At 50.9% G+C, this 21880-nt stretch carries 20 protein-coding genes and 1 tRNA gene; 3 read left to right on the top strand and 18 right to left on the bottom strand.

Annotated elements, in window-relative coordinates; genetic code table 11:
• Positions 1–30: 30 nt before the first annotated feature.
• Positions 31–507 (top strand): hypothetical protein, encoded by a 477-nt coding sequence (locus SNR34_RS09540; RefSeq protein WP_339277200.1) that lies wholly within the window; start codon positions 31–33, stop codon positions 505–507.
• Between the two features lie 296 nt (positions 508–803).
• On the opposite strand, the gene SNR34_RS09535 is transcribed toward SNR34_RS09540, so the two are convergent.
• A tRNA-Ala gene (locus SNR34_RS09535) sits at positions 804–876 on the bottom strand.
• A 213-nt stretch (positions 877–1089) separates the two neighbouring features.
• The gene (gene nrdR, locus SNR34_RS09530; protein WP_236421214.1) at positions 1090–1557 is read right to left on the bottom strand and encodes a transcriptional regulator NrdR; all 468 of its coding nucleotides are present in this window, start codon (positions 1555–1557) and stop codon (positions 1090–1092) included.
• 113 nt (positions 1558–1670) lie between these two features.
• Here nrdR and SNR34_RS09525 point away from each other — a divergent pair, with 113 nt between their 5' ends.
• The gene (locus SNR34_RS09525) at positions 1671–1889 is read left to right on the top strand and encodes an alpha/beta-type small acid-soluble spore protein (protein WP_236421213.1); all 219 of its coding nucleotides are present in this window, start codon (positions 1671–1673) and stop codon (positions 1887–1889) included.
• A gap of 99 nt (positions 1890–1988) precedes the next feature.
• Here SNR34_RS09525 and SNR34_RS09520 read toward each other — a convergent pair whose 3' ends face one another.
• The 12 genes from SNR34_RS09520 to SNR34_RS09465 form a co-directional block, all read right to left on the bottom strand.
• Complete coding sequence (locus tag SNR34_RS09520) at positions 1989–2552, bottom strand: lytic transglycosylase domain-containing protein (protein ID WP_339277197.1); 564 nt, start codon at positions 2550–2552, stop codon at positions 1989–1991.
• Positions 2549–3145, bottom strand: a complete 597-nt coding sequence (gene coaE, locus SNR34_RS09515; RefSeq protein ID WP_236421211.1) for a dephospho-CoA kinase — start codon at positions 3143–3145, stop codon at positions 2549–2551. Before coaE ends, SNR34_RS09520 begins: the two co-directional genes overlap by 4 nt.
• A gap of 9 nt (positions 3146–3154) precedes the next feature.
• Positions 3155–3934 (bottom strand): MntP/YtaF family protein, encoded by a 780-nt coding sequence (locus SNR34_RS09510; protein ID WP_236421210.1) that lies wholly within the window; start codon positions 3932–3934, stop codon positions 3155–3157.
• 145 nt (positions 3935–4079) lie between these two features.
• Positions 4080–4910: a DNA-formamidopyrimidine glycosylase gene (gene mutM / locus SNR34_RS09505; RefSeq protein ID WP_236421209.1), complete on the bottom strand. Its 831-nt coding sequence runs from the start codon at positions 4908–4910 to the stop codon at positions 4080–4082.
• A gap of 115 nt (positions 4911–5025) precedes the next feature.
• On the bottom strand, positions 5026–7680 hold the full coding sequence (gene polA / locus SNR34_RS09500) for a DNA polymerase I (RefSeq protein ID WP_339277191.1): 2655 nt from the start codon (positions 7678–7680) through the stop codon (positions 5026–5028).
• A gap of 256 nt (positions 7681–7936) precedes the next feature.
• Positions 7937–8596 (bottom strand): phosphate signaling complex protein PhoU, encoded by a 660-nt coding sequence (gene phoU, locus SNR34_RS09495; protein ID WP_236421207.1) that lies wholly within the window; start codon positions 8594–8596, stop codon positions 7937–7939.
• Between the two features lie 55 nt (positions 8597–8651).
• Positions 8652–9407 carry a phosphate ABC transporter ATP-binding protein PstB gene (pstB, locus tag SNR34_RS09490; RefSeq protein ID WP_236421206.1) on the bottom strand — a complete coding sequence of 252 codons (756 nt, stop codon included), beginning with the start codon at positions 9405–9407 and terminating at the stop codon, positions 8652–8654.
• A 213-nt stretch (positions 9408–9620) separates the two neighbouring features.
• Positions 9621–10823, bottom strand: coding sequence for a methyl-accepting chemotaxis protein (locus tag SNR34_RS09485; RefSeq protein WP_486181761.1), 1203 nt, complete (start codon positions 10821–10823; stop codon positions 9621–9623).
• Between the two features lie 164 nt (positions 10824–10987).
• Positions 10988–11716, bottom strand: coding sequence for a response regulator transcription factor (locus SNR34_RS09480; protein ID WP_236421204.1), 729 nt, complete (start codon positions 11714–11716; stop codon positions 10988–10990).
• Between the two features lie 118 nt (positions 11717–11834).
• On the bottom strand, positions 11835–13664 hold the full coding sequence (gene pnpS / locus SNR34_RS09475; RefSeq protein ID WP_236421203.1) for a two-component system histidine kinase PnpS: 1830 nt from the start codon (positions 13662–13664) through the stop codon (positions 11835–11837).
• 24 nt (positions 13665–13688) lie between these two features.
• Positions 13689–14054: a cupin domain-containing protein gene (locus SNR34_RS09470; RefSeq protein ID WP_343259722.1), complete on the bottom strand. Its 366-nt coding sequence runs from the start codon at positions 14052–14054 to the stop codon at positions 13689–13691.
• Between the two features lie 231 nt (positions 14055–14285).
• The gene (locus tag SNR34_RS09465; protein WP_236421201.1) at positions 14286–15155 is read right to left on the bottom strand and encodes an SDR family oxidoreductase; all 870 of its coding nucleotides are present in this window, start codon (positions 15153–15155) and stop codon (positions 14286–14288) included.
• 361 nt (positions 15156–15516) lie between these two features.
• On the opposite strand from SNR34_RS09465, the gene SNR34_RS09460 reads away from it, so the two are divergent.
• Positions 15517–17091 (top strand): histidine kinase N-terminal 7TM domain-containing diguanylate cyclase, encoded by a 1575-nt coding sequence (locus SNR34_RS09460; protein ID WP_486181760.1) that lies wholly within the window; start codon positions 15517–15519, stop codon positions 17089–17091.
• Positions 17092–17317: 226 nt separating this feature from the next.
• Here SNR34_RS09460 and SNR34_RS09455 read toward each other — a convergent pair whose 3' ends face one another.
• From SNR34_RS09455 to citZ, 4 genes are all read right to left on the bottom strand, one after another.
• Positions 17318–17743, bottom strand: a complete 426-nt coding sequence (locus tag SNR34_RS09455) for a hypothetical protein (protein WP_236421199.1) — start codon at positions 17741–17743, stop codon at positions 17318–17320.
• Positions 17744–17875: 132 nt separating this feature from the next.
• Positions 17876–18817, bottom strand: a complete 942-nt coding sequence (mdh, locus tag SNR34_RS09450; RefSeq protein WP_339277185.1) for a malate dehydrogenase — start codon at positions 18815–18817, stop codon at positions 17876–17878.
• Between the two features lie 15 nt (positions 18818–18832).
• Positions 18833–20125 carry an NADP-dependent isocitrate dehydrogenase gene (gene icd / locus SNR34_RS09445; RefSeq protein ID WP_236421197.1) on the bottom strand — a complete coding sequence of 431 codons (1293 nt, stop codon included), beginning with the start codon at positions 20123–20125 and terminating at the stop codon, positions 18833–18835.
• 156 nt (positions 20126–20281) lie between these two features.
• On the bottom strand, positions 20282–21394 hold the full coding sequence (citZ, locus tag SNR34_RS09440; protein ID WP_236421196.1) for a citrate synthase: 1113 nt from the start codon (positions 21392–21394) through the stop codon (positions 20282–20284).
• Between the last annotated feature and the right edge of the window lie 486 nt (positions 21395–21880).

Genomic DNA, 21880 nt, shown 5'->3' with positions numbered 1-21880 from the left:
TAAAAAATACGCTTCAGGAGGTTTTTTACAATGTATTACCATCAACGTTACTGGATTCGTTTTGGATATCGGCAAGAACCAATGGACTTACCAATTAACGGGAAAGTGTCGATACTTTTCAGTGAAACAAATCAATACGTCATTGCAGAGCCAGGCGCAAACAATGTCAACAAACTTATTGCATTTCAACCCAACTCCGATGGATTGGCAGAATTTGAAATGCGACAATTAGGAGGAAATGACAGCAGACTCTTCAATTTGTACTCACCTAGCATGCAACGTTATGTTTCAATAAAGTATGGGTGGTTGACAGCAAGCGAAGCAGGCGCTGGTCCAACTGAAGAATTCACACTTCATACTGAAACATTAGATGGAACTAGCTGGAATGTCATCTTTTCACCAGTTCAACAACACTATATTGGTGTTGATATGAGTAGTCAAAACTACTTACGAGGCTATTTTCCATGTCTTGGTTCTTGGCAACGATTTATCATAGAACCAAAATAGCACCGGAGAAGAATTTTCCTTCCTATTTACCTACTATAAATTCGAATCACAGACATTGGCCCACCACTATTCAACGTACTACAGACATAAAATACTCATTTACTCAATCAAAGGTTGATTCTACGAGAAATATTGTATACACACGCAATTGAAAAATTGAACCGTGATGCAAATCACAATTGCAAGTTAAACACAACCTGTCCCCAACTGAGAAAAAATGTAGAATGACTCATTTTAATATCACAGAAAAAAAGAAAAACCCTTATATACAAAGGGTTTCAACAGTTCAATATGTATGGAGCCTAGGGGGATCGAACCCCTGACCTCATCGCTGCCAGCGATGCGCTCTCCCAGCTGAGCTAAGGCCCCAGGATATGTATTTATTCCTCATCGCCATATCGTTTGCTTCAGGCGACTTCTATATCATATAAAATTCAGCCCATGTTGTCAACATCTTTTTAAAAATTAATTCATTTCAATCCATACCTAACCCTAAAGTGATCGGAGAAGAACAACCTTTATGCACAACGTGTAACGATAACTCTGGACTGCTCTTCTCCCTCAACCCTTCACTTTAAGCCTTCAATCTTCCATGTCCTCGTTGGACAGCAGCGATTTCAGTTCTTTCATGAACATGTTGATGTCTTTGAACTGGCGATACACCGAGGCGAATCGAACGTAGGCCACCTCGTCCACCGGAAACAGCTGTTCCATCAGCAATTCGCCGATCTGGCGGCTTTCCACTTCGGCGTCCGCCGTATTGCGCAGCGATTTCTCCACTTCGGAAACCATCATTTCCAACGTTTCGACGGAAACCGGACGTTTCTCGCAGGCACGGATCAAACCGCGCAAAATTTTGTCCCGGCTGAATTCCTCCCGGCTTCCGTCCTTCTTAATCACGATGAGCGGAGTCTCCTCCACCATTTCAAACGTAGTAAACCTTCGGCTGCACTGCTCGCATTCGCGGCGGCGCCGAATCGACTTGGATTCGTTGGCCGGCCTTGAGTCCAGCACTTTAGTGCCCAAGTAGCCGCAATAAGGACATTTCAAATCAGATCACTTCCCATGTTTTTCTTTTGGAACAAATTCCCTATAGACATTCGTAATGAAAATCGAAGCTTGGACACATAATACTTTTACCAACCGCGAGGAGGTGAACAGCAATGGCCCAAAGCAATGGTAACTCCAATAATCTGGTGGTAACTAGAGCTTCCGCAGCTCTCGAGCAAATGAAATACGAAGTTGCTCAAGAACTCGGAATTAGCATCCCACAGGACGGATACCAAGGTAACATGACTTCTTACGAGAACGGTTCGATCGGTGGTTACATCACGAAGCGTCTGGTAACAATTGCAGAACAGCAATTGGCAGGTCAATACTAATATCCGTTCGGGAATACGTAATACAGAGGAGCACGGAGTGGTCGGCAGCATGCCGGCCACTCTGTTTTTCTTGCTCTTTTCATCCGGATTCTGTCTCTTTTAGAACGTATCATAGATATCTACATATTGATTATAATAATAAATAACGCGTTGTACATAGTGCCGGGTTTCTCCAAAAGGAATATCCTTGATCGACTCCAACGTTCCGTCCCATACGCCGTTCTTAAGCCACTCGTTGACCTTGCCCGGACCTGCGTTATATGCAGCGATCATCGCGATGGGATTGCCATCGAATTGCTCGGACAAATTTTTCAAGTACCACGTTCCCAGCTGGATGTTCCTGTCCGGCTCATGCTTCAGCTCGTCCAGCGAGGTATGCGGAATTTTGGCCTGTTCCATGATCCAGTTCGCCGTATCGGGCATGAGCTGCATCAAACCGATGGCGCCTTTTCTGGATTCCTTGCTTGTTTTGAAATTCGTTTCCACCCGGATAATCGAAGCGATCAGAAACGGGTCCACTTCATAACTCTGCGATTGCGCCCGAATTTCGTTTTTGTATTGGATCGGATAAAACCATGCCATCCAGTTCGTATTCAGGAACAACACGAGCACAAATGACACAAACAGCAGCAGCAGCACTCTCTTTTTGCGCAGCAGCTTCATGACAGACCCTTACGATGCCAGAACGCTGCCAACTGCTTTTCCGTCTCAAGCCATGAACCGCTATTGTCAATGACGATATCTGCGCGCCGCTTTTTCAGTTCGATATCCATTTGCGCCCCAAGGCGTGCATCAGCCTGCTCTGACGTCAATCCATCCCGAATCATCAGTCTTTCCTTTTGCACGGAACGGGGGACATATACAACCATAACTTCGTCAAACCCATTCTCCAATCCCGATTCGTACAATAAAGGAATATCCGATACCACAAGCTTGTCCGGATATTCTGTCCGATATGCGACGGCACGCTCCCGCATCTCCTGACGGATTGCCGGGTGCGTGATCGCTTCCAGCGCTTTTCGCTCTTCGGGGTTCCCGAAAACGATGCTGCCCAGTTTTTTGCGATCCAACGTACCGTCTTCATGCAATATGGCTTGTCCAAACCGCTGCACGGTGGCAGCCAAAACCGGATGCCCGGGCAGCATAACCTCCCGGGCAATCACGTCTGCGTCAATGATCAACGCCCCCTTGCTTGCAAGAAAGGCGGAAACACTGCTTTTTCCGGTTGCGATCCCGCCGGTTAAGCCCATATTCATCGTTTCACCTCACAACAGCTTCATTATTCCCATAGCCACCAACAAAATGGCAGGCAGCACCGACAAACGTTGCATCCAGCGCAGGTCGGCAAAGCGCAATCCCACCTTCATCCCGAGCGAAAGAAACGCCCCGCTGAACAGCGCAATCACCAATGCGGTCCAGAACGTCGGAAACCCCAGCAAAGCAGCCCCGAGTCCGGCACCAAAAGCATCCAGTGACAACGCTATGCCGAGCCACATCGCTTCTTGGGCAGATATGCTGCCCGAATTGTCGATATCCGCCTTGGAGGGACTGCGCAAAATCTGGATCACCACGCCCAGCTTGCGCAGTTCCAACGTAAACACCATGCGTTCCAATGATCCGCCTGAAGCCGATTGCTCCAGTTCCAGTGCCATGACCTGACTTTGCCTTCTGGTCACCTGTTCTTCTCCACCATAAATCTCCGTTCCATATCCCGAAGACGCCCTCATCCCTTCCTGTTCAAGGGAAGTGTTGGCTTCGGCCGAATCTTTGCTCTTCTTTCGTACAAGCTGAAGGAGCGACCAGCCGCCAATGCCGATCAGAATGACCGCGCCGACAACGGAAGCCACGTCCGGAGACACAAAACGGGATAATAGCACGCCGACCTGCATCGATACGGCAATGACCAATCCCGAACACAACGAAATGACGGCAATGGATAAGAGCGGGATCTTGGTCCTGCGCAATCCATATGTAATTCCGACTCCAAAACCATCCAGACTCACCGCGAAGGCCAGCACGAACAACGAAATAAAATGAGGCAGCACCCCGGATTCCTCCCCTGTGCGGATCACATCCACCTACCCGGAAGTAGGTATTCGCCCGCTTATTTCTGCCATATCAGTATATGGAGAGAGGAGTCCATGGGTGCTACGATGGGATGATTTCATTGATCCTGCCGCTTGGCTCAGCTTATTCTGACGGCTGGCATGTCGGACAATAATGCGTGCCCCTGCCGCCGACCACGCTTTTTTCAATCAAGGTGCCGCACACGGTACACGGCTCGGACTTGCGACCGTAAATCTTCAACTGATGCTGAAACATTCCCATCTCGCCTTGTCCGTTGACGTACGATTTGATGGAGGAACCGCCTGCATCGACGGCATCCTGCAGCGTCACCACAATCGCTTCATGCAATCTGGCGAGCTGGGCTTCGCTCAATGTCCTGGCAATCGTTTCGGGATGGATGCCCGCCCGGAACAAGGCCTCGTCCACATAAATATTCCCGATGCCCACGACATATGCCTGATTTAGCAGAACGGCCTTGATCTTCGTTGTCCGTTTGCCAACGGCTTCCCGGAACGCATCCAACGTAAACGCCGGATCGAGCGGTTCGAGCCCCAGCTTCAGCAGCGGTTTCGATACAAGCTCTTCGCCTGCTTTAAACAGGTGCATCGTACCGAACTGGCGCACGTCCTTGTAGCGCAATTCCGTGCCGTCGGTGAAATGGAAAATTACGTGTGTGTGTTTTTCCACCTCTTCATGCTGCTTGTACAGGCCGTACCGCCCTTCCATGCGCAAATGGGACACCAGCACAAGCCCGTCCAGCAAAATCCGCAAAAACTTGCCCCTGCGCTCCACGCCGACCACGGTATGCCCCGCAAGTTCCAAAGCAAATGCATGTATATCATCAGGCCGCTGAATGATTCGCGGCAGATTCACGGTAACATGATCGATCGTTTTGCCGACGATCAATTGATTCAACGTTCTTTTGACAGTTTCGACTTCCGGCAATTCCGGCATAGTGTTATTCACCTCGTCTCTATTATAACGGAAGAAAAGGCGAAACGGGACCCTTCTTGTGCCGAAACCTTGTGCAAAAGGAATTCCATATATCGGAAATCAAAGCAAACCCAATCTATTTCGCCTCGTACCAGTTGTCTCCATAGCTGACTTCCGCCTTAAGCGGCACGGACAGCTTCAGCGCTTGTTCCATCACCGCAGGCACCAGTTCCTTCATTTGTTCCAGTTCGTCCGCCGGCACTTCGAACACAAGCTCGTCATGTACTTGAAGCAGCATGCGGCTCTTCAAATCACGCGTACGAAGCGCTTCGTCCATCTGAACCATGGCCAGCTTGATGATGTCCGCAGCCGTACCCTGGATCGGCGTATTCATCGCCGTGCGTTCGGCAAAGGAACGCAGGTTGAAATTGCTCGCATTGATCTCCGGCAAATAACGCCGGCGTTCCAGGAGCGTTTTGACATAGCCGTTCTGGCGCGCTTCCTTCACGATATCGTCCATATAACGGCGCACCCCCTGGAACACGTCAAAATATTGGTCGATGAACTGCGCTGCTTCCTTGCGGGTAATGTTCAGGTTTTGGGAGAGTCCGTAATCGCTGATCCCATAAACGATACCGAAGTTGACCGCTTTGGCAGAGCGGCGCATATTGCTGTCCACGTCCTCCGGTTTGACGCCGAAAACGTCCGATGCCGTCTTGGTATGGATGTCCATATCGTGCAGGAACGCTTCCTTCAGGCGCTCGTCGTCCGAAATGTGAGCCAGCACCCGCAGCTCGATTTGTGAGTAATCCGCCGCCAGAATGGACCATCCAGGCTCGGACGGCACAAACACCTTGCGGATTTTCCGGCCTTCCTCCATGCGGATCGGAATGTTCTGCAAATTCGGGAACTGGCTGCTGAGGCGCCCGGTTGCCGCAATCGTTTGCCGGTAATACGTGTGCACCTTGCCGTCCTTCTCCGAAATCTCCTTGAGCAAGCCTTCCACGTACGTGGACTGCAGCTTGGCCAATTGGCGGTATTGCAAAATCAATTGCACCACATCGTTGTACGGCGCCAGCTTTTCGAGCACCTCGGCATCGGTGGAATAACCGGTCTTCGTTTTTTTCACGACAGGCAAGCCCAATTTATCGAACAAAATTTCACCCAGCTGCTTCGGCGAATTCAGGTTGAATTCAGTACCGGCCAATCGGTAAATGTCAGCCATCAGCTTGGCGATCTGCTCCTCGAACTCGCGGCCCAAAGCCTGCAAATCGGCAACGTTAGCCTTGATGCCTTGCTTTTCCATGTCGGCCAATATGCGCGACAACGGCATCTCCATCTCATGGAACAGGGCGTTCATTTCGTCCTTTTCCAGCGCCTGCTCCTGAAGCGGAACGATGGCTGCCGCTGCCGCGGCTTTACGACATACAAAGTCGGCCAGAATCTCCGTCTCCGGTACCTTATACTTGGCACCCTTGCCCATAACGGCCTCATCCTCGGCCAGGGAAGGGAGACCATATTTCGCCGTCAAGCCGCTCAGCGTCTGATTGGCTTCCGTCGGATCCAGCAAATAAGCGGCGAGCTGCACGTCAAAAGCCGCTCCGGCAAATTCCACGCCATGGGCGTGCAATGCCAGATCCACCTTATGAAGATCGTATCCACGCTTCGGCTGATCGGGGCTGGCCAGCCATTCCCTCACCGGAGCAGCCGCCTGAGAGCGAAGCAGCTCCGGGGACAAAAAGACATACGCCGAACCCGAACCGACGGCCATGCCGATCAATTCGGCCACATGGGGATTGTCGCCATGCGTTTCGACATGCAAAATGTCGATCGTCTCCATCTCCGCAAAACGCTGGCCTATCGTATCTTCGGTTGCAATGATGGCTTCAATTTCTACGGCAGGAACCTGCTCCTGCGCCGAGCCTGCCGTTCCGCTAAAGGACAAGCGCTCCAGCAGCGATTTGAATTCAAGCTTCGCGAGAGCCGGACCGGCCTGCTCTTCCTTCAGGCCGTCAAATTGCATCTCTTCCCACGTCTTCTCGAGCGGAACCTCGCGGTAAATGGTCGCGAGCCGTTTGCTCATCCGCGCATCCTCCGCATGAGCCTCGATCTTTTCTTTCATTTTCCCTTTGAGTTCGCCCGTTCCGGCCAGCACTTCCTCGACCGAACCGAACTGGTGAAGCAGCTTCAGCGCCGTCTTCTCCCCTACGCCCGGAATGCCCGGAATGTTATCGGAAGCATCGCCCATCAGCCCTTTGAGATCGATGATTTGCAGCGGCGTCAATCCGTAGCGCTCCCGAATCTGGGCAGGGTCGTACAATTCGATCTCGGTGACGCCTTTGCGCGTAAGCGCGATGTTTACGTTCTCGGAAGCGAGCTGCAGCATGTCTTTGTCTCCGGTAACGACGAGCACTTGTTTGCCCGCGTCGTCCGCGCGTTTGGTTAACGTGCCGATGATGTCGTCGGCCTCATAACCCTCAATCTCAAATTGAGGGATGCCCAATCCTTGCAGCAGCTCCTTCAGGGCCGGAAATTGCTCCGACAGCTCCGGCGGCGTTTTTTCGCGTCCGCCTTTGTATTCCTGATATCCCTCATGGCGGAACGTAATCTTGCCCGCATCGAATGCCACCATCATGTGGGTCGGTTTATGCTCTTCCAGCAACCGCAGCAGCATCGTGGTGAAACCGTATACCGCATTGGTATGCAAGCCCTTGGAATTGGTCAGCGGCGGCATCGCGAAAAACGCCCGATATATAATGCTATTTCCATCTATAAGAATCAACTTGTCCATTCCAGCACCTCGCGTATCAGGGTCAAACCCAGCAATTTTCATCTTTCTCCATGATAACATACACCACTTCCACAACAAAAAAGATTCCGCATCTTTTTCGCGCCACATTCCATATTTGCAAAAAAAGAACCCTCTCCCTGTCGCCTGTCGTGCAGGCCACCGGAAGAAAGTCCCTCTTTGTTTCGCGAAGATCGCTTATTACCGATACAATTGCGATGCGATGAAACGATTCCCCAATTCCAATTCGTTCATCGACTTATTGATTCAAATCCGGGCGTTTGCCCGTGACCAGATATACCGTGCTCTCGCCAATGTTGGTTGCGTGATCGCCAATCCGTTCGATGTAACGTCCAACCATCATGAGCAGCATAGCCTGCGAACCATGGTTCGGATGATCTGTCGTGAATTCGTACAGATCGCGAATCATGCTGCTGTAAAGCTGGTCCACCTGATCGTCGGTCTGCGCCATTTTGTAGGCCAGATCGGTATTTTCCTTCAGAAACGACTCAATGGACTCGTCGATCATACCTTTCACGATTTCAGCCATGCGCGGAATATCCACCAGCGGTTTGATCAATGTCTGTCCTTCCATGCGGAGCGTGACTTTGGCAATATCCAGCGCGAGATCGCCCATGCGTTCCAGATCGCTCGAAATTTTGAAGGCCACGATAATGCGGCGCAAATCTTTCGCCACAGGTTGCTGCGTAATGATCAGCTTGGAGCCGAGCTCCATAATTTTGTCTTCAAGGGCATTCAAATTCGCATCGTTTTTGATGATGACCTGCGCTTTTTCTGCATCCATCGTTTGCAAACTTTCAATGGCACCGTCCAGTGCCGATCCGACATGCTCACCCATTTGCCGAAGCAGTACGCGCAGTTCTTCAAGCTCCTGGTCGAATTCTTTTCTGCGAATCATGGTTAGATTGCCCCCTTGTCCATCATCTCCGGCATAGCCGGGATCCATTGTTTTCTTAACCGAACCTTCCCGATATATAATCCTCGGTCCGGGAGTCCTGCGGCGTGGAGAACAGCGTCTCCGTATCCGCAGCCTCAACGACTTCGCCATTCAGGAAGAACACCGTGCGTCCGGACACGCGCGCGGCCTGATGCATGTTGTGCGTGACCATGACGATCGTGAATTTGGTGTGCAGCTCTTTGACCAACTCCTCGATCTTCAGCGTGGAAATCGGATCCAGCGCCGAAGTCGCCTCGTCCATCAGCAGCACGTCCGGCTGCACGGCAAGCGCGCGCGCTATGCAGAGACGCTGCTGCTGCCCGCCCGACAGACTGAGCGCGGACTTTTTAAGCACGTCCTTCACTTCGTCCCACAGGGCTGCGTGAGCAAGGCTTTGTTCCACGATCTGATCCAGCTCGGCCTTTTGCGTGACCCCATGAAGTCGCGGTCCGTAAGCGACATTGTCATAAATGGATTTCGGGAAAGGGTTCGGTTGCTGAAAGACCATGCCCACACGTTTACGCAGCGTCTCCACTTCAATCTCGTTGCCGTAGATATCCGATCCGTCCAGCAGCACTTGTCCTTCCACGCGCACGCCTGGAATCATGTCGTTCATGCGATTCAGCGTGCGCAGCAATGTGGATTTGCCGCAGCCTGACGGCCCGATGAACGCGGTGACGGTCCGCTCCGGCAAATCCATCGATATATTTTTAAGCGCGTGATGCGTATCATAGTACAGGTTCAGTCCTTCGATATGAATGAGATCCTTCATGGATGTTCACTTCTCCTTCGTTTCAGGGGCAAGCTGCTGTCCCTTACGTTGAGACCGGGCCCATTAATGCCAATCCAACATGTCCGGCCATCTTTAACATCCTACCTTTTGATTGTAAAACCAGTATCATTTTCATGTTAACGGAATGTAAAAAGACATCCTTTCACGACCATGATGCTGCGCCATCATGATGCGAAACGATGCCTGAGCAGGCTAGGCCGGGGTATTCCCGGAAACCATGTCATTTAATTTGTTTCGGATATAATCCGCGACTTCTCCCGACCGCTTGCCTTCCTCGCCGATCTCTTCCGCAATCCGGGACATTCCCGCCACCGCGTTGTTCAATTCCCTGAAAGCGGTCTCCCCTTCCGTAACATGGCCCAAGCTGCCCTCGATCTCGGCCGCGCTTGCGCGCACCAGCTCAACGGTCTGCCGGGTCAATTCGCCGATGCCTTCAAGCAATCCCGACATGTTCTGCGCCACCTCGCGGGTTTGCTTGGCCAAAGCCCGGATTTCACTGGCGACCACTTGGAAACCGCGTCCGTATTCCCCGGCATGCGCCGCTTCAATCGAAGCATTCATCGCCAGAAGCCCGCTTTGGTCTGCCAGCGACCGGATCGATCCGGCCATGCTGGAGCCTGTCTCAATCGATGCCAGCATGTCTTCGGCATGTTCACGCTGTGCGAGCATGTGCCGATTCACCCGGTGATAGGAAGCTTCGACCTGCATCAGGCTCTGCTCCCCTTGCTCCGACAACGAGAGGATCCGTTTAGCTTCCTTCTGGGTCTGGCTGGCGCCTAGAACAAGTCCGGTAATCGATTCGTGAATCCGGGACATTTCCTGCCGGCTCTCCGTGATCGTGGCCGTTCGTTCTTCGCTGGCCTCGTGCTGCAAGTTTCGGGAAAGGGTCATCACGTCCCTCACCGTCAACACGCCGACCAATCGGTCTTCTTCGGTGACGATCAGGCAGTCGTAGAAATGCTGCTCCGTGCGCGAAAGTGCAATATCGATCATGTGTTTGGCATCGGCATGCACATCGACGATGACAGGAGAAGAATCGGCTACTTTCATCAGCGGTTTGTCGTAGAACAGATCGGCGGCAAAACGGCCGTTCAATAGGCGATATAACGTTTCTCTCATCACCATGCCTACAGGCTGCATAAGGTCGTCGCACAATAGAATGCAGGGATTGTCCTTCTCATGGTTCAACATGTTAGCTGCTTCGCCGCAGGTGGTATGTATTCCGACTATAGGGACTTGACGGCAATAGTCCCGGATCAACAAGCGCTTCTTCGGACCGGATTCCGGCTGTTCCTTCGGAACGTCGGCAACAACATCGGCACTTGCGGTTACAGATTCCCGCACAAGCGCTGCATCCTCGGCTTGCTCAGGCCTCGCTTCAAGCAACATAGGCATAAATGCTCAATCTCCTTTACGTATGAGCTGCTTCATAAGTCTATTAATAGGACCTAAGTATTACTCAGACAGTATCATGCTACCCCTTCTGAGTAAAGGAAGCTTTTTCTTTTTGTGAATGGAACGTAAAAATATTGTGACAAAATAAAACTCCCCAATCATTGTCAGCTCGAATGATGGGGAGTTTTTCTTTTGACAACCAATTTATAGCCCACGCCACGAATGGAATCGATATGTACCGATTCGGGATCGAGCTCGAGTTTTTTGCGCAATGAACTGACGTGAACGTCGACCGTCCGCTGCCCGCCGATATAATCGAAGCCCCAGACTGCATTCATCAAATCGTCGCGGGTAAGCACCACGCCCGGCTTTTTCGCCAGATAGAGCAATACTTCGAATTCTTTGGGACGCAAGCTGATGGATTGGCCGCCCAGCGTTACCTCGTATTTTAAAGGGTAGATTTCCAACTCGCCGAGCACGATGCGCGACCCGTCTTTATCCTCCTGCTGCGGCAAGTCCTCGCCGCTTGAAGATCTGCGGAGTACGGCGTCCACCCTGGCAAGCAGTTCGGAAACCCCGAACGGCTTCGTGATGTAGTCGTCTGCGCCGGATTTCAACCCTTGCACGACTTCCGCTTCTCCGTTCTTGGCCGTCAAAATGATCACCGGCGTGGTTACGCCTTGGGATCTGAGCTTGTTCAGGATGTCCAGGCCATTCATTCCCGGCAGCATCAAATCAAGCAAAATCAGATCGAATTCCTGCGATACCGCGCGGTCATATCCCGCCGAGCCGTGATCTTCGGCCGTCACGTCATAACCTTCCTGCGTCAGGTTGTACGTAAGCAATCTTGATAATGTAGGTTCATCTTCGATAACGAGCAAACGCTGTGCCATGATACCCCTTCTCTCCTTATAGGTTGTCTGTTGCCACAACACTTTTTTAATCATAGCACCCTTTTGTTAACGCTGTGTAAAGTGAGCACATCCTTTTTACATTTCGCTTCCAAACGAGCTACACCGTTTCTTCCTGAATTAATGGAAGGATGACACGGAACGTGGATCCCATGCCAAGCTCGCTCTCTACGGACAGCTTGCCATGATGCAATTCCACGAGATGTTTAACGATGGACAAACCAAGGCCCGTGCCGCCCGAATTGCGGGAACGTCCTTTATCGACCCGGTAAAACCGTTCGAAAATGCGCGGCAAATCCTTTTTGGGGATGCCGATCCCCGTATCGGACACCGCAAAGACGACTTCTTCCCGCTCCCCGTCGTTTTCAACGGTAACCTGTACTTTGACCCGTCCGCCCTCAGGCGTGTAGTTGATGCCATTGGACAGCAGATTGATGAAAATCTGTTTCATCTTGTCTTCGTCGGCTTCGATGTACAATTCCTCGGGAACGATCATCTGCAAACGGATCTGCTTTTTCTCGGCCACCTTCGACAAGGTTTCCAGCACCATCTCCAAGAAGGAATGGACATGGACCGGAGAACACTCCAGCGGAGCCCGTTTGGATTCGATTTTGGACAACTCGAGAATGTCTCCGATCAAACGGTTCAACCGGTCTCCTTCATCGTAAATGATCTGCAAAAAGGAACGCTCCGTCTCCTTGTCCTGAACCCCGCCGCTTAGCAGCGTTTCTGCAAATCCTTTCACCGCGGCGACAGGCGTTTTCAGCTCATGCGAGACGTTGGCCACGAATTCGCTCCGCATTTTTTCCAGCCGCCGGATGGCGGTAACGTCCTGCAGCAGGAAAAGCATGCCGCGGTATCCTCCGTCATTTTCGGACATCGTCACCCCGTCGATGCGCAGCAGATGCTGTTCAGGATTATAAATGCTCACTTCCTCCGACATCCGTTCGCGCAGTTCAACGCTTTCCTCGATCGTGTGAGTCAGCTCGTAATGCCGCTTGAGCTCCGTATAAGGTTTGCCCGTCACGCGCGCGGCCTGAATGCCGAGCATGCGCTCCGCTTCGCGATTCACAAGCGCTATCGACTGGCCTGCATCGATCATAATGATGCCCCCGGTCATGTTAGCCAGGACGCTTTGCAGCAGCGCCTCGTTATCCCGGATCGTTTTCAGCTGCGTTTGCAGGCTGTCGGCCATGCCGTTAATGGCCAAACCAAGCTGGCCAATCTCGTCCCGGCGGGTTACTTTAACTCTCGCATCGTAGTCCAGCTTGCTGATCCGATGGGCCACCTTGGTAATATGCTCAATCGGGGACGTCAGCCCACGAGCTACCCGATAGCTGACCAGCGCAACAACGACGAACAACACGCCCAAAGCAATGAACATGATGATCCATCCCCGCTGCAGTCCCTGATTGACAGCCTCAAGGCTCATGGACAAGCGAATGAATCCGTCGAATTTGCCGTTCGGCATTTCGATCATGTCGCTTTGCGCGGAATTCACGGGTAACGCCACATACAGCATGTCTTCGCCCAATGTTTCGCTGTATCGAATGGACCTCCCGTATCCCGTTTCTGCGGCTCCCTTGATTTCTTCCCGGTTTAAGTGGTTATCCATCGTCCCTGGATCACTTTCCGAATCGCCGATCACAACGCCATCCTTATTGATAAACGTGACGCGGGAATCCGTCAGACGTTCCAGCTCCGACGCCCTTTCCGAGTAGTACTTTTGGGTGGCGAGCGATGAAGGATCGGTTGCATCATGAAAAGGAAACGTAGCTTTGAGCAAATTGATCTCGCGGATCATCGTTTGCTCCAATACTTCGATATGCGTTGTTTTGAATACTCTGCCCATCGTGATTCCCGCCACGATGACGGACACGCCGATGAGGGCCATCATGATGATGGAAAGCCGGTTGCGAAACGTTCTCATGGATCTCTTCCTTTGGTTATATAATCAATTCAATGAATCCGTCTGGTCAGCAGCGAGTTCGATGCGGTCCCCCCGCGTGCCCGGCATGGAAATAACCAGAAATTCCACGTCTTCGCTGCTTCGATTCTGCATTTGATGAGGCTTGCCCGGCGGGATTTCAATGCCTTCCTGTGCCTCCAGGATCATGTCTTCACCATCAAGCTCCATGCAGGCTTCTCCGCTCAGCACAAAGAAAAATTGGCGGCTGATGTTATGAACATGGCGAACCTCCGCCGTATGGGCAGGCATCCGTTCATGAATGATGCTTAATCCCTCATGCTGCATAAGGTGCCATCCATCGCAATTCGTTCCCCAGATATAATGCGGCGCATACTGTTTGCTGATTTTCAACGTTGTTCCCCCCTGTATGTATAGAACGTTCACTACATCATATCACAGGGCTTGTTCGGATTCATACGAGTACAGATCAATTCAACTATATCATGTACAAGTCCGTTAAAATCGCTGATTATATAAAATAGGAAATAACTATTTTTGTTCGATCACGCCTTCATCCTGTTCAAAATAAAAAACGCACTGCCCGACAAGCCGGCACAGTGCGTCTTCATCATCCCCTTGTTTCTATCCATTCACGACTTCGCCGCCATTAATATGCATGACTTGCCCGCTGACGTATGAAGAATCGTCTGAAGCAAGATAAACATAAGCAGGAGCGAGCTCTTCCGGCTGGCCCGGTCTCTTCATCGGCTGCGTCGATCCAAATTCGCTGACTTTTTGCGCATCGAACGTGGACGGAATCAACGGTGTCCAGATCGGACCTGGTGCTACCGCATTTACCCGAATCCCTTTCTCCACCACATTCATGGACAATGACCGCGTGAACGAAGTGATGGCCCCTTTGGTCGAGGAGTAGTCGATGAGCGTCGGGTTGCCCCGATAGGCCGTAATCGATGTCGTGTTAATGATCGAGCTGCCTTTTTTCAAGTGCGGCATCGCCGCCTGCGTCAAATAAAACATGCCGAAAATATTGGTGCGAAACGTGCGCTCCAGCTGTTCCGGCGTAATGTCTTCAATATTTTGCTGCGGGTGCTGTTCGGCCGCGTTGTTCACGACGATGTCCAGCTTGCCCAGTTCCTTGACCGTCTGCTCCACCGCTTTTTTGGCAAAGGACACATCGCCGATATCGCCGGCAATCAGAATGCATTTGCGTCCTTCCTGCTCCACCTGGCGTTTCGTCTCCTCGGCATCCTGATGCTCATTCAGGTACACGATGGCAACATCGGCGCCTTCCTTCGCATAAGTGACGGCCACTGCACGTCCAATACCGCTGTCTCCTCCGGTAATTAAAGCTACCTTGTCCAGCAGTTTATCGGCCGCCTTATATTTCGTCTTCTCGAATTCCGGTTTGGGATTCATTTTCGATTCAATGCCTGGCTGCTGATTTTGATGCTGTGGCGGCAGCGTTTGTTTGGATGGGGTTGTCGTTGACATCTCGCATTCTCCCTTCAAAATGGTGTTCTTGCACGTCTCCATGTGTAGGATGGCATGAACCCTGCATATTATTCCTTTCCAAGGTCCATTTCACCAATCAAATAGCCTGTCGGCTCATCATTTTATTACCACTCTGCTCATGAATTAAACGACAAATAACAACCTCCCGCGGGGTTTACATCGAAAGCGAGTCGAAATATACACATTTCGATCCAAAAAAGAAAGCTTAAGTCACGATTTGTATTCCACAAGCCGGATGGGCTGATGTACAATGTACATTATGCATGGCTGTATGCATGGCTGTCCAAAGCTTATTCATAAGGCTTCTTAAAACACTGATCGAAGAACAGGGGAAGTGAACATGGAAGAATCGCACATTAATGCTTATATAACCCTGGTAACAACTTCTGCTGTCCTTAACGTGTTTTTGTGCCTGTATACCTATTTTCGCAGAGCGGAGATTCCCAGCGCAAAAACGTTTATTCTCTACACGGCGGCACTATCGGTCTACGCCTTTGGTTACGCCATCGGACTGGCCAGCAATACGCTGGAACAGATGAAATTTTGGACGGTCGTGGAATATATGGGCATGCCTTTCTCGGCCTCCCTCGGCCTGCTGCTCATGATTCAATATACGGGCAGGTTCCTGTCCCGCAAAATGACAACCGCATTGTTCGTGATCCCTTCCGTAACGTTGATTATGGTGGCCACGAACGATGTTCATCATCTGTTTTACAAAAAAGTGTGGCTGCGTGAAAACAGCACCGTGCCCGTCATGGAAATCGCCGCAGGACAATGGTATGTCGTTCACGGCGCCTTCACCTTTTCCTGCCTGCTGTGCGCCTGCCTCATCCTGATTGCCCAATGGAGACACACCAAAGAAACGTATCGCCGGCAGCTGTTTACGCTGATTACTTCCCAATTGATCCCGATGGTCGGGGCTTTTGTGTACTTGCTCGGGCTGACTCCCGGCGGCATGGACCCTGTGCCCGTTCTGATGTGTATTACCTCTGCCATGTATATCTGGGCGATCCTGTCATCCCGTCTCCTGACGATCGTACCGATCGCCAAAGACAGCATCTTCGAAAGCATGCGAGAGGGCGTTATCGTGCTGGATAGCTCCAATCGGCTGGTCGATTACAACAAAGCCTTGCAGCTTATGCTGCCTGAGCTCGACATGGGCATGATCGGTCAGAAAATGGATGACATTTGGATCAACCTGTCTGGGAACCCTTTCCCGCTCGGTAATGACAAAGAGGGACTGCAGCAGGACTTGTATTGGCAACTGCACGGTCAAACGGTCTGTTATCAGGTCCGTACGTCTTATGTCCACAATAAGGGCGGTCAGACCGTGGGCAGCCTCATCATGCTCATTGACATCACCGAACAGCGCTTTTTGCAGGAACAGTTAAAGCAGCTTGCCTATTTCGACGGGTTGACCAAAATATACAATCGAACCCAATTTCTGCATCATGCGCGAAAATTGCTCACGAACGCTTTAGCGAATGGGCAGCCCCTATCCTTGATTTTGTTCGATATCGATCATTTTAAACGGATCAACGACACCTACGGACATGAGACAGGCGACAAAGCGATCGTGCACGTCGTTTCAATCTGCAACCGTTACCTCGGACAAGATATGCTGTTTGCGCGTTACGGCGGCGAAGAATTTGTCATTGCCCTCCCCGAGATGACGCTGGCGGAAGGCAAACAACTGGCCGAACAACTGCGCATGGCTTTGCTGGAACACCCTATGGAGTGGGATGGGAAAAACATCACCATTACGTCCAGCTTCGGCATAACGTCCTGCCAGAATCCATCGGATTCGCTGGAATCGCTGCTGCGTGATGCCGATCATGCGTTATATCAATCCAAACGGAACGGACGCAACACCGTCTTTGCTTTTTACGGCAAACCCTGCCTGAAAGAACGATGAATTCGGAATAAGGGTGGACAACAGCCTGTCGTTATGATCTCCAGGATGCTGAGCACTGTCCGAACAACGCAAAAAAACAAGACAGAGTAAAGGCTGTCTTGTTTTTTTGCGTTTCCTTTTGAAATCCACTTTTGAGCGGACAGCTTGTCCTGGCCCTGAGTTACCAGCATAATGCAAACGCTTCAATCTTCGCTCGAATCCTACATTCCTCAAGCCGTAAGACGGCTTAGATCACGCCGGGGTTTACCATCAGATAAACCATGACGAGCAAAAATACGGCCAGCAATGCGCTGAATGTACTGATTTTGCTCTGGTACGAACGGACATCCTGATTGCTCCTCGCGCCTTCTGCCGCGAGTCGCAGCGGTTTGCCCATAATGCCACCGATCGCCGCAATGGCCAGCAGCAAAAGAACAACAATGGTCATCCATAGATGGGAGTACTCCCCTTTGGTCATGAGGTAACCCCCGGTAAGCAGTTGAATGATCAGACCATATTGAGCCACTTTGTTCAGCGAACGAAGCGTTGTGAACGTTCCCTCCTGCGCAGCAGAGCTCAGCGTGCGAATTTTACCAACCACAAACGGCAAGATTAAATAGAACCCCATAGACAGCGCTCCGACAATATGGAGCAAATACATCACCATACCCAAACCCTTCATCCTCCTCAATAAGCAATGTGTGCTATTCATCACATCCCATTATACTGGTGAAGTTATCCAAAGAAAAGAAAACCTCCGGAATCTCCGAAGGTTTCTTGATTGCTGTTTGGGAAATGTTCAAATTTAAAGGTTCACGACTGAAATGACATTGCGAACAGCTTCGGCGGATTTGTCCAAAGCCGCTTTCTCGTCTTCCGTCAACTCCAGTTCAAACACCTTTTCAATGCCGTCGCCGCCCAGGATGGTTGGTACGCCCAAGAACAAATCATTGTAGCCGTACTCGCCTTCCAAGTATGCAATAACCGGAATTATTCGTTTCTTATCCTTCAAAATCGCCTCGGCCATCTGCACGAGAGAGGCTGCCGGGGCGTAATAGGCGCTGCCGTTGCCCAGCAGATTGACGATTTCGCCGCCGCCCACGCGCGTGCGCTGAACGATCGCTTCGATGCGGTCCGCAGGAATCAACGTATCGATCGGAATGCCGCCGACGCTGGAATATCTCACCAGAGGCACCATGTCATCTCCATGGCCACCAAGGACGAAACCGCGAACGTCTTCTACCGATACATTCAGCTCCTGAGCGATAAATGTGCAGTAACGGGCCGTATCAAGCACGCCGGATTGGCCGATAACCCGGTTTTTAGGAAAACCTAAAGTCTGGTACGCCGCGTAGGTCATCGCATCTACCGGATTGCTCAAAATGATGACAATGGAATCAGGGCAATGCACCTTCACATTTTCACAAACGGACTTTACGATGCCTGCATTCGTGTTGACCAGATCATCGCGGCTCATGCCCGGTTTGCGGGCAATGCCGGCTGTGATGATGACGATATCGGAACCAGCAGCATCCTCATAGCTGGAAGTACCGATGATATTGCTGTCAAACCCTTGAACCGGACTCGCCTCCATCATGTCAAGCGCTTTGCCTTTTGTCGGGTTCTCCAATTGCGGAATATCTACCAGTACGACGTCCCCAAGTTCTTTTTGGGCAAGCATCAGAGCGGTCGTGGCTCCGGTAAACCCGGCGCCGACAACGGTGATTTTTTTGCGCTGGATCGTCAACGTGATCGTCTCCCTTTACAGGTTATTAATGATTTGGTCGGCAAACTCGGAGCATTTCACTTCGGTTGCGCCTTCCATCAAACGTGCAAAGTCATAAGTAACCGTTTTGTTGTTGATGGCAGTTTCCATGCCTTTGTAAATGAGGTCAGCCGCTTCTTGCCAGCCAAGATGCTCAAGCAGCATCACGCCGGACAAAATAACCGAGCCTGGGTTTACCACGTCTTTGTCCGCATACTTCGGTGCAGTACCGTGAGTTGCTTCGAAGATCGCGTGGCCAGTCACATAGTTGATGTTTGCGCCCGGAGCAATACCGATTCCGCCAACTTGCGCAGCCAGTGCATCGGACAGGTAGTCACCGTTCAGGTTCAATGTCGCAATGACGTCAAACTCGGCTGGGCGAGTCAGGACTTGCTGCAAAGCGATGTCGGCGATGGCATCTTTGATGATGATTTTGCCTGCATCTTCTGCCGCTTTTTGCGCTGCGTTTGCAGCATCCGTGCCTTGCTCATCCTTGATTTTGTCGTATTGAGCCCAAGTGAACACTTTATCGCCGAATTCCTCTTCAGCTACTTCGTATCCCCAGTTTTTGAAAGCACCTTCGGTGAATTTCATGATGTTGCCTTTGTGTACCAACGTTACGCTCTTGCGGTTGTGGTCGATGGCGTATTGCACTGCCGCACGTACCAAACGTTTGGAGCCTTCGGAAGATACAGGCTTGATGCCGATCCCGGAAGTTTCAGGGAAACGGATTTTGTTGACGCCCATTTCCTGCTGCAGGAACTGGATCACTTTTTTCACTTCTTCGGAACCTTCCGCATACTCGATTCCTGCGTAGATGTCCTCGGTGTTTTCGCGGAAAATGACCATATCTACCAGGTCAGGACGCTTTACCGGGGATGGAACGCCGTTGAAGTAACGTACAGGACGCAGGCAAACATACAGGTCGAGTTCCTGGCGCAGCGCAACGTTCAGGGAACGGATGCCGCCGCCGATCGGTGTTGTCAGAGGTCCTTTGATCGCTACAATGTACTCACGGATTGCTTCAAGTGTATCGTTTGGAAGCCATTCTCCGTATGTATTGAATGCTTTCTCTCCGGCAAATACTTCGTACCATGCAATCTTTTTGCTGCCGCCGTAAGCTTTGTCCACAGCCGCATCCAGAACGCGCTTGGACGCTTTCCAGATGTCACGGCCCGTGCCGTCGCCTTCGATGAATGGAATAATCGGGTTATTAGGCACTTGCAATGCGCCGTTATCAATCTGAATTTTTTCTCCTTCAGTTGGATGAGCAAATTTTTCTAATTTCATGGTCACTAATTCCTCCCTAAGTGTAATAATATCCCCGGCATATACATGCCGTGCTTGTACTTATGTTGAAGGAGGGGAGCCCATGCATGGCTCTTCAACCCGGTATGAGCAGCCCCTTCGCCTCATCGTTGTTTATTATACTGGTTTTTCCATCAATTAGCGAAACCCAATCGCAACGTACTTCTGCTCGGCAGGTCCCGTATACTCCGCGCGTGGACGAATGATCCGGTTATCGGAAAGCTGCTCCAGGATGTGAGCCGTCCAGCCCGATACGCGGCTAATGGCAAAAATCGGCGTGAACAATTCGTGATCGATGCCCAGTTGTGTGTACACCGATGCGGAATAGAAATCCACGTTTGGTTTCAGTCCCTTTTGGCCCGTAACCATCTCTTCGATTTTGACGGACATTTCGTAAAGACGAGTATCGTTGTTCATCTCCCCGAGCTCTCTGGACATCTTTTGCAGATGTTTGGCCCGTGGATCGCCGTTTTTGTAAACGCGGTGTCCGAAACCCATGATCTTCTCGCGGTTGTTGAGCTTCTCCTGAATGAAGGATTCCAAACGATCCGGCGTACCGATTTCGTTCAGCATCTTCATCACCGCTTCGTTCGCGCCGCCGTGCAACGGACCTTTCAGCGCTCCGATGGCAGAAGTAACGCCGGAGTAAATATCAGACAAAGTCGCTACCGTTACGCGGGCAGCAAATGTCGACGCGTTCAACTCGTGATCGGCATGAAGGACGAGTGCCTGGTCGAACGCTTTAACAGCCGTTTCGGACGGCTCCTCGCCTGTCAGCATATACAAGAAGTTTTCCGCAATGGAAGCGCCTTCTTTTGGAGACACGGGGTCTTTGCCTTGACGTATACGGGCTATCGCTGCAACGATGGTAGGCAATTGCGCTTGCAGTTTGACTGCCTTGTTCTCATTGGCCTCGGCCGTCATTTCGTCTGCCTGACTGTCGTAAAGGCCCAATGCCGAGATCGCGGAACGAAGTGCCGCCATCGTGTTCATGCTTTTTGGATACAGCCGAATTTGCGCAATCAATTCGTCGGGAATCGCCGCATACTCGCTCAGGCTGTTCTTCAGGGTTTCCAGTTCATTAGCGTTTGGAAGTTTGCCGAACCACAACAGGTAGGCCACTTCTTCGAAGCTTGCATGCTCAGCCAAATCGTCAATATTGTAACCGCGATACGTGAGCACGCCGTCCACAATGGAACTGATCGAAGAGGTCGCCGCAACGATGCCTTCCAAGCCTTTGGTAGCTGTCATATTACATCTCTCCTTTTAATAAGCGAAATAAGAAAAACAACTATCGTCGTACTTGCAGAGAAGCCAGACCGGGTCTGGCAGGAGTGGTTCTCGCGCATGAGGTCGTTCTGCTCAGATCAGACATCTCCGATCCATGGGTTCACAGGCAACGGCCAAGCATCAACAAACTTTTGAAAACATTTACATTAAATGAGTTGGTAAAATTTCCAAATTACGCAATTCTTATCTGTCAATCGTCATTTCCTTATAACATCATACTGGATTTTGTCGTTTATGTGAACATCGTCAAGGGTCATTAGGGCATTAAACTTCTTTATCAGTGTGATAAAGCATTTTTGAAAACCTTTACAAAAACAAGGTTGACATTTTATTCAACTTATATAAAACTGTGAATTCTTCCGTCCCCCATTGCTATGTTTCTTCCTGATCTGGCATACTCTAGGAAGCAGGAAAAGAATGGAGCGGATCGATCGGTAACCTCGTATT

Source organism: Paenibacillus sp. XP01 (genome assembly GCF_057364885.1).
This window is presented reverse-complemented; position numbering and strand designations above follow the sequence as displayed.

Coding starts and splice junctions, on each gene's coding strand:
- SNR34_RS09540 (WP_339277200.1), top strand. CDS start 31: ATGTATTACCATCAACGTTACTGGATTCGTTTTGGATATCGGCAAGAA.
- SNR34_RS09525 (WP_236421213.1), top strand. CDS start 1,671: ATGGCCCAAAGCAATGGTAACTCCAATAATCTGGTGGTAACTAGAGCT.
- SNR34_RS09520 (WP_339277197.1), bottom strand. CDS start 2,552: ATGAAGCTGCTGCGCAAAAAGAGAGTGCTGCTGCTGCTGTTTGTGTCA.
- coaE (WP_236421211.1), bottom strand. CDS start 3,145: ATGAATATGGGCTTAACCGGCGGGATCGCAACCGGAAAAAGCAGTGTT.
- mutM (WP_236421209.1), bottom strand. CDS start 4,910: ATGCCGGAATTGCCGGAAGTCGAAACTGTCAAAAGAACGTTGAATCAA.
- polA (WP_339277191.1), bottom strand. CDS start 7,680: ATGGACAAGTTGATTCTTATAGATGGAAATAGCATTATATATCGGGCG.
- phoU (WP_236421207.1), bottom strand. CDS start 8,596: ATGATTCGCAGAAAAGAATTCGACCAGGAGCTTGAAGAACTGCGCGTA.
- pstB (WP_236421206.1), bottom strand. CDS start 9,407: ATGAAGGATCTCATTCATATCGAAGGACTGAACCTGTACTATGATACG.
- SNR34_RS09485 (WP_486181761.1), bottom strand. CDS start 10,823: ATGCCTATGTTGCTTGAAGCGAGGCCTGAGCAAGCCGAGGATGCAGCG.
- SNR34_RS09480 (WP_236421204.1), bottom strand. CDS start 11,716: ATGGCACAGCGTTTGCTCGTTATCGAAGATGAACCTACATTATCAAGA.
- pnpS (WP_236421203.1), bottom strand. CDS start 13,664: ATGAGAACGTTTCGCAACCGGCTTTCCATCATCATGATGGCCCTCATC.
- SNR34_RS09465 (WP_236421201.1), bottom strand. CDS start 15,155: ATGTCAACGACAACCCCATCCAAACAAACGCTGCCGCCACAGCATCAA.
- SNR34_RS09460 (WP_486181760.1), top strand. CDS start 15,517: ATGGAAGAATCGCACATTAATGCTTATATAACCCTGGTAACAACTTCT.
- icd (WP_236421197.1), bottom strand. CDS start 20,125: ATGAAATTAGAAAAATTTGCTCATCCAACTGAAGGAGAAAAAATTCAG.
- citZ (WP_236421196.1), bottom strand. CDS start 21,394: ATGACAGCTACCAAAGGCTTGGAAGGCATCGTTGCGGCGACCTCTTCG.